A 15,064-nucleotide genomic window follows, 5' to 3' on the forward strand; every position below is an offset into this window, starting at 1 on the left:
CGGTTCGCACTTCACGCCAAAGGGACGTTAGCTCGGCTGTGCCGCCGGCTGGATCGGTACATGCCGGAAATCCAGAAGATCGGCGGAATAGACCGCGACCTGCGCCCTGCCCCGCCGCTTTGCCGAATAAAGCGCAACGTCGGCCTGCCGCAACAATTCCGAAGGGTTGTGCGAGAAGGCAATCCCGACGCTGGCGCCGAAGGAATAACTGGCTCCGTCCAGTTGCACGGGCCGGCTCAATTGCTCCACGATCATCCGCCCCGCCGAGAGGACCCGCTCCCTTTTGGCGCGTCCGAACACGATGACGAATTCGTCGCCGCCCAGGCGGACCACCGTGTCGTCGGCATTCACCATGTCGCCCAGCGCGACCGCCACGTGCTGAAGGACCCTGTCCCCGGTTTCATGGCCGTAGCTGTCGTTGATCTCCTTGAACCGGTCGAGATCCGTGTAGAGCAGGGCGTGACCGTCCGGCAACGGCCGTTGCTCCTGCAATTGGGCGAGTCTTTCATCGAGCAGCCGGCGGTTTCCAAGCCCGGTCAGCGCATCGCTTCGCGCCTGGTTGACCAGCAGTTCCCGCGTCGTCTCCGCCTCCAGCTTGGCTTCTTCCAGCTCGCGGACCGTTTCACCCGCTCGCTTGAAAAACAGCCGCGCCGCCAGGAACATGCAGAAGAACACGGCGAGCACACCGACCGTCAGGACCGGCAGTATCCGGAACCCCGCAAGCACCGGGTTCCACACGAAATGTCCAATCGTATTTCCGTCGGCGGTTTCAACCTGGAACCCGGCCTGCCAGAATGCCGGAGGCTCCTTCGACAGTTTCAGATGCGGCAGGCCGTATTTTTTCGACATGTCTTGCATGATGTCGGCGTTGACCGGCCGTGCGAAGACCAATACGTGGTCCGTGCTCTTGTCGCTGTCCGCGTCGTAACCCGTCATGAGCACAGCGCTCGCAAGGTAAAGGCTCGACAGGCTGCCGACCAGACCGGTTGCCGGTTCCGGTGCCTCGTCCTTTTCGGTCTTACGCGCATTGGCGATGAGCACATTCACGGAGCTGCCGTACCGGGCCGCCATGTCCGAGTCTTTGACCAAGCCTTCCACGACGTGCAATTTCGGCTGGCCCAGGCCATCGATCACATGCAGTCCCTCGATCTGCAGCTCGTCCTGCATGTAATCGACAAACGTTTCCCGGACCCAGCTCATGTTCAGGTCTTCGACGACATTCTCGATCGCGTCGTTCCAATAGCCGTATTCCAGGGTAATATCTGCCAGATATTCGAACCGGTCGCCGAGCATGGCGGTGAAAATCCGTTCCGAGGACCGTATGGAATTGCGGTCAAGCGTGAAGGACAGGAAAGACACGAATGCCAGCAGGCTCACCGCACTGATAATGACGGAGGCCCAGAACGGCTTGGAAAGTCGGCGGATCTCCACCGCTTGCGCTTCGCCCCTTGCCCTTTGAAGCGCCTGCGGGGATCCGGGCCCGAGAGGCTTTTGATGCACGTATTCGTTCGCTTTCTTCACTGCGTTGCCGCAAAGATTTCATGGCTGCAGGTCGAGCTTTTATCGTAGACAAGCCTTACCACACTATCAACAGCCTTAAGTCTAACTATAACAATTACTTAGACGATTAAACCCACAACAGACACGTCAGAGATTAATAATAATAAAAAATATCAATACCAGGATGCCGATTTGGCTTAATTCTATTCGTAATATTGTCAGTAAGTTATCTGAGAATTGGGGCGACAGGCCCTGCCCGTTCGAGACGCCTTTTCCTGAAACCTCACGGAAAGGCCCCGGTGAGGCCGCAAATATTATCTTTGCGGCCCAAGCAGGGCCATGTCGCGCTCGGCCAGAAACAGGTTTGAATAGAGATTGGCGATCCATTGGCGGCCGGAGGCGGTCACCTTCAGATACTGGATCGCCTTCTGGATATGGGGCGCGACGCTGTTCCAGTAGAATTGCGGGTACCGGTGCACGAGATCGGCCGGCGTGTCATAGCCCAGCTGCCTGTTGAGCCCGGCCTCCTCGAATTCGAAATAGAGCGCGTTGGCCTTGCGGATATAGTGCGGATCGCCGAGCTGGCCTATGAAATCCGCCGCCCGCAGGAGATTGGCGTCAACACCCAGGTCCTCGCCATCATCGGGGATCGAGCCGGGAAAGCGCGTGCCTTCCACGGCATCGGCAACCCGTTGCGGGTCCAGGAGGACGGTGCCCTCAAGGCGCTCGAATACATAGAGCTTGGAACGGTCGACATGGTATCGCGTCAGCGCGGCATCCGATGCACCGCGCGGCAAGGACACCGTTTCGCCCGCCTTGTTGATCACATAGGCCTCACGGGTGTCGGCCGGCAGGATGCCCCGGACGTAGCCGATATCATGGGTCAGGCAGGCGACAATGACATGGGCATAGTCGGTGGGCGCCATGTGCGTCTGCAACGCCCGTCCGCGCAGGATGTCGTGCCCGGCCATGGTCACCAGCATGGTGTGCTCGATGTTGTGATAGAGCGCATCGCTGTTGCCGATGCATTCCATCGCGATCCGGGCGATGGACGGTACCAGCTCGGCCAGTTCAGGCTCGGACTTGCCGAACCGCCTTTGAACGTAGTCGGTCAGAAAATTGCCCAGCGTATCCGCCGCGAGTTCCGGCAAGGTGATCATGGCACGGCCCGTCCCGGACTGGTCTGTCAAAAGCAAGAAGTTCCCTCAATTTGGCACCTTTGCCAAAGCAGATGTCAAGTTCATGACGGATAGATGAAAGGGCTTCGTTGCGGACCCCGCATCGCCCTGGTCGCTGTGTTCGGTCTCCGCACCCGTCGTCCCGCACAAGATATACCCTCCCCACAGACCCTGGCAGCCACCACCGGCTGCGCGATCAGCGGACCGGTACATCCTCCAAAATCGAAACAACCTTTAGGCATATCTATACAAAGAATCAACTTAAACTAGAAATTCATTGCTTAATGCATGCATTGCTGATACTCGTTTTACGTGTATCGGCGCCGATCACACTAAACCGGAAACCCATTTCAGGGAGGATCTCATGGCAGATCAAATTATGGATGTCGGCGAAGTTTCCACTGCGACTGTGAATGCAACGGGTACCTGGTCATGGTCGGTCAGCTTGTCCAACCTGCGTGGCAATTGCGTGATCAGCTGGTCGTCGGACGCTCCGTTTCGCGCCCAGCAATCGCAGGTTCAACTGATTGAAATGCCAAGCGGAAATGTCGTTGCCACGGCTTGGGCGACCGACCAGGCCGGCTCCTGGGACACCGGCAAAAGCTACGGTCCCGGCTGGGCCGCGCGTTACATCGCGCAGATTGGCGCCCTGGATCAGAATCCGGTCCAGACTGTCCTGCAAACGTCGACTTCCGAGTAGGGACCGGACGCGCCGTGCGGGTCGCCTGCCCGCACGGCGCAATATCCAGATTGCAGGACCAGGCCTGGATCAGGCCTCGTAGACGATCTCGCGGGTTTCGCGAAAGGTCACGTCCGGGAACTTCTCGGTGACGTGGCCGATTTCCCAGGCGTTCTTGAACAGGAACACCGGCTTGTCGTCGCGGTCGTTGGCGACCGACATGCGGTGACCCTCGATGATCTTCTGCAAGGTCTGCGGATCGGTCTCGATCCAGCGGGCCGTGGAATAGGGCACAGCCTCGAAGCCGATCTCGGTGCCGTATTCGGCCTTGAGCCGGTCGACCACCACATCGAGCTGCAGCGCGCCGACCACGCCGACGATCCAGTTGGAGCCGAGATCCGGCTTGAAGATCTGTACCAGGCCTTCCTCGGCGAGATCCTGCAGGCCCTGGCGCATCTGCTTGACGCGCATGGTGTCGGACAGGCGCACGCGGCGCAGGATTTCCGGCGCGAAGGCCGGCAGGCCGGTGACGTGGATGTTCTCGCCCTCGGTGAGCGTGTCGCCGACGCGCAGCTGGCCGTGGTTGGGCACGCCGATGACGTCGCCCGGATAGGCGAGATCGGCGATCTCGCGCTCCTCGGCGAAAAAGAAGATCGGCGCGGACACGGCGATCTGCTTGCCGGCGCGCACGTGTTTCAGCTTCATGCCGCGCTTGAACGTGCCCGAGCACAGGCGCACGAAGGCAATGCGGTCGCGGTGTTTCGGGTCCATGTTGGCCTGGACCTTGAAGACAAAGCCGGTGACCTTGTCCTCACCCGGCATGATGGTGCGTCCGCCGGTGGCCGGCTGGGAATGCGGTGCCGGGGCGTTGTCGGCGATGAAATCGAGAATTTCCTCGATGCCGTAGTCGCGCAAGGCCGATCCGAAGAAAACCGGCGTCAGGTGGCCTTCCAGGAAACTTTCCTTGTCGAATTCCGCATAGCCTTCCGCGCCGAGTTCGACGTTCTCGGTGAGCTCGTCCATGATCCGGTCGAAGACGGTGCCGGTCAGGATCTCGTCGTCGAGGCCGGAGACCGTCTTGGTCTCGGCGTAAGGTCCGCCGCGCTCGCCATCGGACGTGTGAAACTGCTTCTTCTGCCAGTCATAGACGCCGAAGAAGTCGGAGCCCATGCCGACCGGCCAGGTCTGCGGGGAAACGTCCAGCGCCAGCGCTTCCTGGACTTCGTCGAGGATCTCCAGGGCGTGGCGGCCTTCCCGGTCGATCTTGTTGACGAAGGTGATGATCGGGATGTCGCGCAAGCGGCACACCTCGAACAGCTTGCGGGTCTGGGTCTCGATGCCCTTGGCGGCATCGATCACCATGATCGCGGCGTCGACGGCGGTCAGCGTGCGGTAGGTGTCTTCGGAAAAGTCCTCGTGGCCCGGCGTGTCCAAGAGATTGTAGACAATGCCCTTGCGCTCGAAGGTCATGACCGACGAGGAAACGGAAATGCCGCGTTCCTGTTCGATCTTCATCCAGTCCGAGCGGGCGCGGCGGCGCTCGCCGCGGGCGCGCACCTGACCGGCGGCGCGGATGGCGCCGCCCGAGAGCAGCAGCTTTTCCGTGAGCGTGGTCTTGCCGGCATCCGGGTGGGAAATGATCGCGAAGGTGCGCCGGGCTTGGTGAGGCGCGGTGCCGTTGAGGCTGGTCATAAAGATCTCCTGATCCGCAGATCCGGCGCGGCTGCGCAAACGCATCGGCTCAAAACCGGGGCGCAACCTCACTCTTCAAGGCCGGACGGATTGATGTTTCGTTGGCGCAAGGTCATAGAGAGAATCCTGCTAAATTTCCAGCATAGAATCGTTACCGCCCCCACCTGCTCGAGGAGACCGGCTTGAGCCACAGCAAATGCCTGATCATCGGCCTTGTCATGATCGCCGCCACCGCCGCCATTCTCTTCGGGATGGGACGGATCCCGATCTGCGACTGCGGTTATGTGCTTTTTTGGACCCCGGCGGACGATCTTGCCGGCTCCTCCCAGCATATCGCGGACTGGTACACGCTCTCGCACATCATTCACGGGTTCATCTTCTACTGGGTGCTGTGGCTGGTGTTCCGGCGCAAGAGCGTGTGTGAACGGGCCCTCGGCGCGATCTTCATCGAGGCGGCCTGGGAAGTGGTGGAGAACAGCCCCTGGATCATCGACCGCTACCGGGAAGCGACGATTGCCGTTGGTTATACCGGCGACAGCGTCCTGAATTCCGTCTTCGACATTGTCTGGATGCTGACCGGCTTCTTCTTCGCCTGGCGCATGCCGGTCTGGGTGACGGTGCTGACCGGCATCTTCTTCGAGCTGCTCGCGCTCTGGGTGATCAAGGACAACCTCACGCTGAACGTCCTGATGCTGGTCTATCCGGTCGAGGCAATCAGGGTCTGGCAGGGCGGGTAGGGTTTCAGCGTTTCGTGACAGACACCCAGTGGACTTGGCCATTGCAGGGCTTTCCCCTGCAATCCATGCCGCGACCGTGGGCGCATCCTCCACCGCTTGGAAGGACTGTTTCAATGCCTTCGGATCCTCGACGGCATAGCCCTTGTCGGCTGCCTCTTCCGCCAGCTCTTCGGCAAGGCCAAGCACAACCATCCGGACACTCCGGGCGAGAACAGGGCAACCTGCTCGCCGCCATCCTGAACGGCGCACTTATCCCAGGGCCTGTGGGGAATTAGGATTTGGCCTTGGTTTGGAAGCAAATCGCTCCTGTTCAAGAAGCGAAGGTGCAGGAAGGGTTGACCCTTTCAAACCTTCGCGACGCCGAACAGAGCGATTTGTGCCAAATCCTTGTCGGACGCGGCGGATTTCGGCCCCGGGATCGTCGGAAAGTCCTTGTGGTGGCGCACACCACCGCGGACTTCCCTTCTACCCGGAGACCGAAATCCGACACGCGCCAAGGCCGAAACCCAAATCCCCACAGGCCCTAGACTGCCTGGCCGTAAAGCGCGATCGGTCAGCCCTGGCGATGCGGCCGACGCGATCAAAACGGCCGTCAACCAGGACTTTGAAATCATCGCGTTCGGGCCGGTTGAGTCCGGCGGCAACATGGGCACCAGAGCCGTGACCAACGAGCTGCCCGGCGTATCCGGGCCAGGCAGACCGGCAGGTTCGTCGCAGCGGCTGATCTTATCCGGTTCGGGACGAGACCGGATCGTGCCCGAGAACCGGCAGGAGCACCTCGTCCGCGAAGACCTCGAACGATCTCGCAGGCTGTCCCGTAATGTCATGGACATGCCCGGTCACGAAATCCCCCCAACCGGAACCGTAGGCGGCGCCATAATCGCGCAGCAATTCGGCCATCCACGCCCCCCAGCCGCTGCCAAGCACGTAATCATGGGCTGCCTCCGGCAAGACCGGCTGATACCGGATCTTGCAGCCCAGGCTCGCGGTAAGCCGTTCGGCGACATCGCCGAAGCTGATCGCTTCCGGGCCCGTCAGCTCAAAGGCCTCGCCGTTCCAGGCATCGCTCAAGACGCATTGCCTTGCGCACAGAGCCACATCGCGCGCATCGATCAGGCCCATGCGCGCGTCTCCATTGGCAAAGGAGAATGCCTGGCCGGTCTTCAGCGCACCGGCGACCAGGAGCATATTCTGCATGAAGAAGTTCGGACGCAGGAACACATGTTCCATCCCTGCCTCCCGGATTTCGGCTTCCGTTCTGGCGTGAAGACGGGTGTTTTCGGACGGACCGTCCGGACTGGCCTTGATTGCCGATATCCGGACGATCTTGCGGACACCTGCCTGCCCGGCCGCCGCGATGCAGGCCGAGGCCTGCCCGGCAGCCTGAGGCGCGGATGGCGTGATCAGGACCAGCGTGTCGACGCCGTCCATCGCCACGCGCAGACGCTCCCGATCTGCAAAGTCTCCGGCAAACGGTTCCAGCATTGGCACAGCCGCAAGCCGGTCCACCGAGCGGGCCATGGCTCGCACCGGGTGTTTGTTGTCCACCAGCAGACGGATCAGCTCGGAGCCGATGTTGCCGGTCGCGCCGGTCACGAGAACGGTCATCGGCCTGTATCCGTCCAGACACCGAGTTCGTTCCCATTCGGATCGGCGAAATGAAACCGCCGACCGCCGGGAAAGTCGTAGGGTTTCTTGATGATATTGCCGCCGGCATCTTTTACTGCCGCCAGCGTTTTCTCCAGATCAACGGCGTAAAGCACGACCAGAACGCCCGGTGACGTCACCGGGACGCCGCTTTCACCGTTGAAACCGCCTTCCACACCGGCGTCGCTGAAGCTGATATAGCTGTCGCCCCAGTCCTGAAAGCGCCAGCCGAAGACGGTTTCGTAAAACGTCTTGGTCCGCGCCGCATCGACGAGCGGGAACTCGATGTAATTGATGGTCTTGTCCGCTTTGGTCATGGTCACCTCGCTTGGGTCTCGATGCCGCTCAAGCTAGGCAACTTCCGAATTTGGGAATATATGTCTTTTCTGAAAGATAATTTCCATATTTGGGATGCTCATGCGCCAACTGGATGCCATTGCCATATTCGTGGAAGTCGCCCGGCTGGAAAGTTTCACCGGCGCGGCAAAGCTCCTGAACATGCCGCTGTCGACCGTCAGCCGAAAGGTCGCGGATCTCGAGGCAGAGCTTCAGGTGCGGCTGATCGACAGGTCCCACAAACCTCTCAGGATCACGGAAGCCGGCCGGCTCTATTTCGAGCATGCCAGCAAGGGCATCAGCGCACTTGCTTTCGCCAACCAGGTCATTCGCGGAAAACAGGAAGGCCTCGCCGGAAAACTGCGGATCTCGGTCCCGCCCAACCTCGCCGAATTGCTGTTTGCCCGGCCGATCGATGCTTTCCTGTGCAAACAGCCGCAGGCCCGGCTTCAGGTGACCGTCAGCGAACGCATGCTCGATTTTGTAGACGACAACATCGACCTGTCCTTCCGGGTTGCCAGGCCAACCGCGCCCAACCTGGTGATCCGCAAATTGCTCACGCACCGTCACCGCCTGTGCGCAGCGCCTTCCTACCTGGCAGTCCACGCTCCGCCCAGGACGCCGGAAGAATTGCTCACGCATACCCTGATCGGCTTCAATTTTCTCTCAAGGGAGGAAACGGTCTGGCGACTGAGGAAGGGGGAGAACGTTTTCGAGACGCCGTTTGTTCCGGCGCTGGCCGTCAACGACTATCTGGCTGTCAAGACTTCCGTTGAACTCGGTACCGGGATCGGAGACGTGCCGGGCCTGTTGTGCCAGGAAGACCTGGTTTCGGGCCGCCTCGTTGAAATCCTGCCGGACTGGCGCATGCCGGAAATATCGCTCTATGCCGTTCATGCCGGCAAAACGGGCCTTTCCAAGCTCGCCCGGGCGTTTCTGGACGAGGTCACCGAACAGCTTTCCCTGTATCGCGAGAAAGGCCGGGACCGGCGGTCACCTTGACAGGCGGCTGACCCCGCCGCAGCTTTCGCGCACGATCAGGTCACCATGCAGCAGATGGGTCCGGCTCTCGAGCGACCGGTTGGCCAGCCGGTCGAGCAGGATGGTCATCGCCTTCTCACCGATGTGGTGGCGTGGCTGGCGGATCGTGGTCAGGCCGGGCGTGAAATTGTTGGCGAAGGGAATGTCGTCAAAGCCGAGCACGGAAAAGTCCTCCGGAACCCGGTAGCCGCGCAGCTGCAGCGCCGAGATCACGCCGATGGCGGTGTTGTCGTTGAAACAGAAAAAGGCGGTCGGCAGATCGTCCTTGATGAACAGGCGCTCGACGGCCGCCCGGCCGCTTTCGGCGGTCCCCTCGCCCTCCACCCGCCAGTCGCGCAGGGCCTCCGGTGATTCCTTCAATCCCTGCCGGTAGCCGGAATGGCGCAGGTCGCTTCGAATGTCGGCAGGTCCGCCGGAAATATAGGTGATCTTCCGGTGGCCGAGAGAGATCAGGTATTCGGTCGCCATCTTGGAGGCGGCGACATCGTCGACGCCGACATAGCTGATCTCCGCGTTGGCGAGCGGCCGTTCCGTAGCCACGATGGGCGGAAGGCTGCTCAGGGGTGCCTGCGGTTCCCCGGCAACGGGAATATGCCCGGTCAGAAGCACCAGCCCGTCGGCCATGCCGGTCGACAGGAAGCGCATGTAGGACTGCTCGATCCCCGTGGTGCCTTCCGTGTTGCCGATCAGGACGCCGTAGCCCCGGTCGGCGGCGGCCTTTTCCAGCCCGGTCAGGATGCCGGCGAAATTCGGATCGGCAATGGAGGACGCAAGCACCAGCACCATTTGCGATCGCTGCATGCGCAGGTTCTGCGCCATGGCGTTGGCGGTGTAGCCGGTGCGCGCAATCGCGGCGGTGACCTTCTTGCGGGTGCTCTCGGCGACCTTCTCCGGCGAGCGCAAGGCCCGGCTGACCGTCGCGATCGAAACGCCCGCGAGTTTTGCAACATCTTCGATTGTGGCCGGCCGGTCTACCGGTTCGCTCATTTTGCGTGTCCAGACATGTTGCAGTGCGGGCATGGCCCAAGCTCATGAAACTCCACACCGTTTACGCTGTATAGTGCGCATTGCACCTAATGAAAAGGTTTTCAACGGTCAATGTAAAGGTTTACATCACTTATGAAAACGTTTACATGATCGCTGTGGCGTGAATGTGGAAGAGGGCATTCCCGCTTGGGAGGACACAAGAATGAGCGTGGACGCGCCGACTCAGCCGGCGGTCATCGAGGCCGTCAACATCAGCAAATCCTTCGGACCCGTTCCGGTGCTGTTCAGTGTCAGCATGGACGTGCGCCCGGGCGAGGTGCATGCGCTGATCGGCGAAAACGGCGCCGGCAAGTCGACATTGATGAAGATCCTGTCCGGCTTCCACGATCCGACATCCGGGCAGATCCGGCTCGACGGCAAGCAGACCGCCCTGCCCCCGAACGGCGCGGCCGAGCGACTCGGCATCGTTCTCATTCACCAGGAACTCAATCTCGCAGAACAGATGACGGTCGAGGAGAATGTCTTCCTGGGACGGGAAGTCCGCTCGAAAGGGTTTCTGGACAAGGCCGCCATGCGGGCGACCGTGCAGAACTATCTCGACGAGATCGGCCTCGACATTTCCCCCAGCGACCGCATTTCCGACCTGACCATCGCCCAGAAGCAGATGGTCGAGATCGTCAAGGCCGTGAGCCGCAACGCGCGCATCCTGATCATGGACGAGCCGACCGCCGTCCTCACCGAGGAGGAGACGGAGGTCTTTTTCCGCCAGGTGGAAAAACTGAAGGAAAGCGGGGTCGGCATCGTCTTCGTGTCGCACAAGCTCAATGAAGTGAAAACCATTGCCGACCGGGTCACCATCCTGCGAGACGGCCAGTGGATCGACACCCGTTCGTCCGAGGACCTGACCCCGGACATGATGGCCCAGATGATGGTCGGCCGGGAACTGTCCGACCTCTACCCGCCCATGCATGAAGCCGATGTGGACGCCGAACTCGTGCTGGAGGTCGACAATCTCGTTGCCCCCGGTGCCGGGCCTGTCAGCTTTGCCCTGCGCAAGGGAGAGATCCTGGGTTTTTCCGGACTGATCGGCTCCGGCAGAACCGCTGTTTTCGAGGCGATCTGTGGCCTCAACCCGATTGAATCGGGCTCCATCAGGCTGTTCGGACGCGACACGGGCGCCATGACCGTCGCGGCAGCGCGGGACCTGGGCCTCGCCTATCTCACCAAGGACAGGAAGGAAAAAGGACTGCTGCTCGACAAGAAGATGCAGCCGAACCTCACCCTGTTCGCCCTGCCGAAATTCGTGCGGAATTTCGGGCTCGACCGGAAGGCGGAAGAAGAGGCGCTCAATCGCGCCATCCGCCGCTTCGACGTCCGGGCCAAGGACAGGGAGATCACCGTCGGCAAGCTTTCCGGCGGCAACCAGCAGAAACTGCTTCTTGCCAAGATCATGGAATGTGATCCGAAGATCGTCATCATCGACGAGCCGACGCGCGGCATCGATGTCGGTACCAAGCAGCAGATCTATCACTTCATTGCCGCTCTTGCCGCCGAAGGCGTCTCGGTTGTCGTGATCTCCTCCGAAATGCCGGAGATCATCGGCATCTGCCACCGGGTGGTGGTCATGCGCGAAGGCCATATCACCGGCGTCCTGACCGGCGATCACATCAACGAAAACGAAATCATGCGCTACGCCGCCGGGCTGAAACGGGAGGACCTCCATTGACCATGATGACCGCATCCAACGATACGGCCACCAAGCCGGCCAAACGGCCTTCCGTCGATTTCAAGACCATCGGCCCTGCGCTGGCGCTGCTGCTCTTGTGCGTGATCGGGTTCATGCTGAACCCGGCCTTCGTCAGCGAGGGCAACCTGACCAACCTTCTGACCCGGTCCGCCTTCATCGGCATCATCGCGGTCGGCGCGACCTTCGTCATCACCGCCGGCGGCATCGACCTCTCTGTCGGCTCCATGGCGGCCGCGATCGCCGGTGTCATGATCATCATCATGAACAACGCCGTCGAAACAATCGGCACCGGTGTGCCGACCGTGCTGCTCGGCTGCGGCTGCGCGCTGGTGCTCGGCATCGGCGCCGGCTGGATCAACGGCGCGCTGACGACCAAGGGCAAGATCGAGGCCTTCATCGTCACGCTCGGAACCATGGGCATCTACCGCTCGCTGGTGACGTATTTCGCCGATGGCGGCACGCTGTCGCTCAATTTCGACATCCGCGGCACCTACCGGCCGGTCTATTACGACAGTTTTCTCGGACTGCCCTACCCGGTCTGGGTGTTCATCGGCGTCGCCATCTGCGGCTGGCTGCTGCTGAACCGGACCGCTTTCGGACGCTACTGCACCGCAATCGGCTCCAACGAAGCGGTCGCCAGGTATTCCGCGATCAATGTCGACCGGGTAAAAACGCTGACCTATGTCATCCAGGGCCTGTGCGTTGCCTTCGCAACCATCATCTACGTCCCCCGGCTCGGCTCGGCCTCGGCGTCCACCGGTGTCCTGTGGGAACTGGAAGCGATCGCGGCGGTGATCATCGGCGGCACGGTGCTCAAGGGCGGTTACGGCCGGATCGGCGGCACCATCCTGGGCGCCCTGATCCTGACCACCATCGGCAACATTTTGAACTTCACCGATCTGATCTCGAACTACCTGAATGGAACCATGCAGGGCCTGATCATCATCGTTGCGGTTCTCCTGCAGCGCAGCGACTGGAAGCTCGGCAAGGGCAAGTAGGCCGCTCGCGCTGAACTCAAGCGAATAGGGACCCGTCCCCGAATTTTGAACCGGCTCGCACCGGACGGGAGAGGTGCGTCCAACTGGACTAGCGTTGGAGGAGGAAACAATGCTCATGAAAAAAGCTCTGGGAGCGGTGGCAGCCGTCGGGTTGCTGGCCTTTGCGGGAACCGCCCTCGCCCAGGACAAGATCAAGATCGGCGTCAGCTACCCGACCCCGACCCACGCCTGGGCCGCCGGCATGAACTGGCACGCGGAACAGGCAGAGAAACGGCTCGAGGAACTCTATCCGGATGTCGACCTGATCCTGGTCAACTCACCGGATCCGGAAGCCCAGGCTAGCGCCCTGGAAGACCTGGTCTCGGTCCACCAGATCGACGCTCTCGTCGTGCTGCCGTTCGAATCCGAGCCGCTCACCGACCCGGTCCTGAACGTCAAGAAATCCGGTGCCTGGATCACGGTCGTCGACCGCGGTCTCAGCCAGCCGGGCATCGAGGATCTCTACGTTGCCGGCAACAACCCGGAACTCGGCCGCGTCTCGGCCCAGTACATGAAGGGCCGGCTGAAGGACGGCGACAATATCGTCGTGCTGCGCGGCATTCCGACCGTGATCGACAACGAACGCTTCGACGCCTTCATGGAGGAGATCGAGGGCTCGGGCATCAACGTGCTCGATCACAAGCACGCCAACTGGAACCGTGACGACGGTTTCGAGGTCATGCAGGACTTCCTGTCCCGCTTCCCGGACATCGATGCGGTCTGGGCACAGGATGACGACATCGCCATCGGCGTGGTCGCAGCCCTGAAACAGGCCGGCCGCGACGGTGACGGCATGTTCGTGGTCGGCGGCGCCGGCATGAAGGAAATCATCAAGGGCATCATGGACGGCGAAACGCTGATCCCGGTGGACGTGCTCTATCCGCCCGCGATGATCGCCACCGCCATGGACGCGACTGTCCAGGCCTTCAAGTCCAACGGCCCGGTTGCCGGCCGCTACATCCTCGGCGCGACCCTGATCACGCCGGAGAATGCCGAGAGCTACTACTTCCCGGATTCGCCATTCTAAGGCACCGGTAAGTTTAGGTCATGGACTCACAAATGGAGATGAATTGGTTTGAGTCAGCTTGCTTCTATCCAAGGAACGGAAGTTTTCGAAATGTGGTTCATTATGAAATCTTTCGCGACGCAGGAGAGGAGCAAGCTGGCCAAATCCGAAGGACATGGAAATAGCTGCAGCCCGCTTCGTCAGCAGTCTTGACCGGGCTGTAAGCCCGCTCTGCGAATGCTTCCTTGCCGGCTGTTGCCATTTACCATGCCAATTCAACTCCATTTGCGAGTCCATGACCTCGGGCCGGGGCTTTTCGCGATGGAGCCCCGGCCCTTTTTTGTCCCCAAACCCGATTTCGGAAGGCAATCATGAAAACGATAAAAGGCCCGGCTTTGTTTCTCGCCCAGTTTGCCGGGGACGAAGCCCCTTTCAATTCCTGGGACGCGATCACCAAATGGGCCGCCGATTGCGGCTATCGCGGCGTGCAGGTGCCCAGTTGGGACGGCCGCCTGATCAACCTGGAAAAAGCCGCAAGCTCCAAAACCTATTGCGAGGATTTTGCCGGTACGGCGCGGGAAAACGGCGTTGAGATCACCGAACTCTCCACCCACCTGCAGGGCCAGCTCGTCGCCGTGCATCCTGCCTATGACACCGCTTTCGACGGCTTTGCCGCCCCCCATGTGCAGGGCAACCCGGCCGCGCGCCAGGCCTGGGCGGTCGACCAGGTCAAACTGGCGCTGGCTGCCAGCCGCAATCTCGGCATCACCGCCCATGCGACCTTTTCCGGTGCGCTCGCCTGGCCCTATGTCTATCCCTGGCCGCAGCGGCCCGCCGGCCTGATCGAGACCGCGTTCGACGAGCTCGCCCGCCGCTGGCGGCCGATCCTGGACTATGCCGACGAGATGGGTGTCGATGTCTGTTACGAGATCCATCCGGGCGAGGACCTTCACGACGGCATCACGTTCGAAATGTTCCTGGAGCGGCTGGACGGCCACGCCCGCTGCAAGATGCTCTACGATCCGTCCCACTATGTCCTGCAGTGCCTCGACTACCTGGACAATATCGACATCTACAAGGACCGGATCGGCATGTTCCACGTCAAGGATGCCGAATTCAATCCGACCGGGCGACAGGGGGTCTATGGCGGCTACCAGTCCTGGGTCGACCGGGCCGGCCGGTTCCGCTCGCTCGGCGATGGCCAGGTCGATTTCGGTGCGGTCTTTTCAAAGATGGCCGCCAATGACTTCGACGGCTGGGCCGTCGTCGAATGGGAATGCTGCCTGAAGCACCCTGAGGACGGCGCCCGCGAGGGCGCGGTCTTCGTGCAGGACCACATCATCCGCGTGACGGAAAAGGCGTTCGACGATTTCGCCGATGGCGGCAGTGATGACGCCGCCAACCGCAAGATGCTGGGAATCGGGTAAGACCGGGATCTCAATGGCGCACCCGAGGCATCTGCTGCACGGAAGCCGCC

The 15,064-nt window shown here is 61.2% G+C and carries 13 protein-coding genes; 7 read left to right on the top strand and 6 right to left on the bottom strand.

The features are described from left to right. Nucleotides 1-27 precede the first annotated feature (27 nt). Together O6760_RS29500 and O6760_RS29505 are read right to left on the bottom strand one after the other, a co-directional pair. A complete protein-coding gene (locus O6760_RS29500; protein ID WP_269583228.1) occupies nucleotides 28-1,521 on the bottom strand; it encodes a sensor domain-containing diguanylate cyclase in 1,494 nt (497 codons plus the stop codon). Nucleotides 1,522-1,814: 293 nt separating this feature from the next. Then, a complete protein-coding gene (locus tag O6760_RS29505) occupies nucleotides 1,815-2,660 on the bottom strand; it encodes a metal-dependent phosphohydrolase (protein WP_269586376.1) in 846 nt (281 codons plus the stop codon). Nucleotides 2,661-3,042: 382 nt separating this feature from the next. Here O6760_RS29505 and O6760_RS29510 point away from each other — a divergent pair, with 382 nt between their 5' ends. Continuing rightward, entirely contained in the window at nucleotides 3,043-3,378 is a 336-nt protein-coding gene (locus O6760_RS29510; protein WP_269583229.1) for a hypothetical protein, read from the top strand. Nucleotides 3,379-3,447: 69 nt separating this feature from the next. Here the strand turns inward: O6760_RS29510 and O6760_RS29515 are convergent, their stop codons facing one another. Further along, nucleotides 3,448-5,049: a peptide chain release factor 3 gene (locus O6760_RS29515; protein ID WP_269583230.1), complete on the bottom strand. Its 1,602-nt coding sequence runs from the start codon at nucleotides 5,047-5,049 to the stop codon at nucleotides 3,448-3,450. Between the two features lie 218 nt (nucleotides 5,050-5,267). Between O6760_RS29515 and O6760_RS29520 the strand changes: the two genes are divergently transcribed. Then, nucleotides 5,268-5,786, top strand: coding sequence for a DUF2585 domain-containing protein (locus O6760_RS29520; protein ID WP_269586377.1), 519 nt, complete (start codon nucleotides 5,268-5,270; stop codon nucleotides 5,784-5,786). 726 nt (nucleotides 5,787-6,512) lie between these two features. On the opposite strand, the gene O6760_RS29525 is transcribed toward O6760_RS29520, so the two are convergent. Continuing rightward, entirely contained in the window at nucleotides 6,513-7,394 is an 882-nt protein-coding gene (locus O6760_RS29525) for an NAD(P)H-binding protein (protein ID WP_269583231.1), read from the bottom strand. Further along, nucleotides 7,391-7,750 (bottom strand): VOC family protein, encoded by a 360-nt coding sequence (locus O6760_RS29530; RefSeq protein ID WP_269583232.1) that lies wholly within the window; start codon nucleotides 7,748-7,750, stop codon nucleotides 7,391-7,393. Before O6760_RS29530 ends, O6760_RS29525 begins: the two co-directional genes overlap by 4 nt. 100 nt (nucleotides 7,751-7,850) lie before the next feature. Here O6760_RS29530 and O6760_RS29535 point away from each other — a divergent pair, with 100 nt between their 5' ends. Further along, entirely contained in the window at nucleotides 7,851-8,771 is a 921-nt protein-coding gene (locus O6760_RS29535; protein WP_269583233.1) for a LysR family transcriptional regulator, read from the top strand. On the opposite strand, the gene O6760_RS29540 is transcribed toward O6760_RS29535, so the two are convergent. Beyond that, entirely contained in the window at nucleotides 8,763-9,797 is a 1,035-nt protein-coding gene (locus O6760_RS29540; protein ID WP_269583234.1) for a LacI family DNA-binding transcriptional regulator, read from the bottom strand. The genes O6760_RS29535 and O6760_RS29540 overlap by 9 nt on opposite strands. A gap of 202 nt (nucleotides 9,798-9,999) precedes the next feature. Here O6760_RS29540 and O6760_RS29545 point away from each other — a divergent pair, with 202 nt between their 5' ends. The 4 genes from O6760_RS29545 (at nucleotide 10,000) to O6760_RS29560 (ending at nucleotide 15,014) form a co-directional block, all read left to right on the top strand. Next, complete coding sequence (locus O6760_RS29545; RefSeq protein WP_269583235.1) at nucleotides 10,000-11,523, top strand: sugar ABC transporter ATP-binding protein; 1,524 nt, start codon at nucleotides 10,000-10,002, stop codon at nucleotides 11,521-11,523. A gap of 2 nt (nucleotides 11,524-11,525) precedes the next feature. Continuing rightward, nucleotides 11,526-12,542 (top strand): ABC transporter permease, encoded by a 1,017-nt coding sequence (locus O6760_RS29550; RefSeq protein WP_269586378.1) that lies wholly within the window; start codon nucleotides 11,526-11,528, stop codon nucleotides 12,540-12,542. Between the two features lie 109 nt (nucleotides 12,543-12,651). Further along, the gene (locus tag O6760_RS29555; protein ID WP_269583236.1) at nucleotides 12,652-13,608 is read left to right on the top strand and encodes a substrate-binding domain-containing protein; all 957 of its coding nucleotides are present in this window, start codon (nucleotides 12,652-12,654) and stop codon (nucleotides 13,606-13,608) included. A 350-nt stretch (nucleotides 13,609-13,958) separates the two neighbouring features. Then, a complete protein-coding gene (locus tag O6760_RS29560) occupies nucleotides 13,959-15,014 on the top strand; it encodes a sugar phosphate isomerase/epimerase family protein (protein ID WP_269583237.1) in 1,056 nt (351 codons plus the stop codon). Nucleotides 15,015-15,064 lie beyond the last annotated feature (50 nt).

The sequence above is a fragment of the Roseibium sp. Sym1 genome (genome assembly GCF_027359675.1).
Lineage (GTDB): Bacteria > Pseudomonadota > Alphaproteobacteria > Rhizobiales > Stappiaceae > Roseibium.

Coding starts and splice junctions, on each gene's coding strand:
- O6760_RS29515 (WP_269583230.1), bottom strand. CDS start 5,049: ATGACCAGCCTCAACGGCACCGCGCCTCACCAAGCCCGGCGCACCTTC.
- O6760_RS29530 (WP_269583232.1), bottom strand. CDS start 7,750: ATGACCAAAGCGGACAAGACCATCAATTACATCGAGTTCCCGCTCGTC.
- O6760_RS29555 (WP_269583236.1), top strand. CDS start 12,652: ATGCTCATGAAAAAAGCTCTGGGAGCGGTGGCAGCCGTCGGGTTGCTG.
- O6760_RS29520 (WP_269586377.1), top strand. CDS start 5,268: ATGATCGCCGCCACCGCCGCCATTCTCTTCGGGATGGGACGGATCCCG.
- O6760_RS29535 (WP_269583233.1), top strand. CDS start 7,851: ATGCGCCAACTGGATGCCATTGCCATATTCGTGGAAGTCGCCCGGCTG.
- O6760_RS29545 (WP_269583235.1), top strand. CDS start 10,000: ATGAGCGTGGACGCGCCGACTCAGCCGGCGGTCATCGAGGCCGTCAAC.
- O6760_RS29510 (WP_269583229.1), top strand. CDS start 3,043: ATGGCAGATCAAATTATGGATGTCGGCGAAGTTTCCACTGCGACTGTG.
- O6760_RS29560 (WP_269583237.1), top strand. CDS start 13,959: ATGAAAACGATAAAAGGCCCGGCTTTGTTTCTCGCCCAGTTTGCCGGG.
- O6760_RS29550 (WP_269586378.1), top strand. CDS start 11,526: ATGATGACCGCATCCAACGATACGGCCACCAAGCCGGCCAAACGGCCT.
- O6760_RS29525 (WP_269583231.1), bottom strand. CDS start 7,394: ATGACCGTTCTCGTGACCGGCGCGACCGGCAACATCGGCTCCGAGCTG.
- O6760_RS29540 (WP_269583234.1), bottom strand. CDS start 9,797: ATGAGCGAACCGGTAGACCGGCCGGCCACAATCGAAGATGTTGCAAAA.
- O6760_RS29505 (WP_269586376.1), bottom strand. CDS start 2,660: ATGATCACCTTGCCGGAACTCGCGGCGGATACGCTGGGCAATTTTCTG.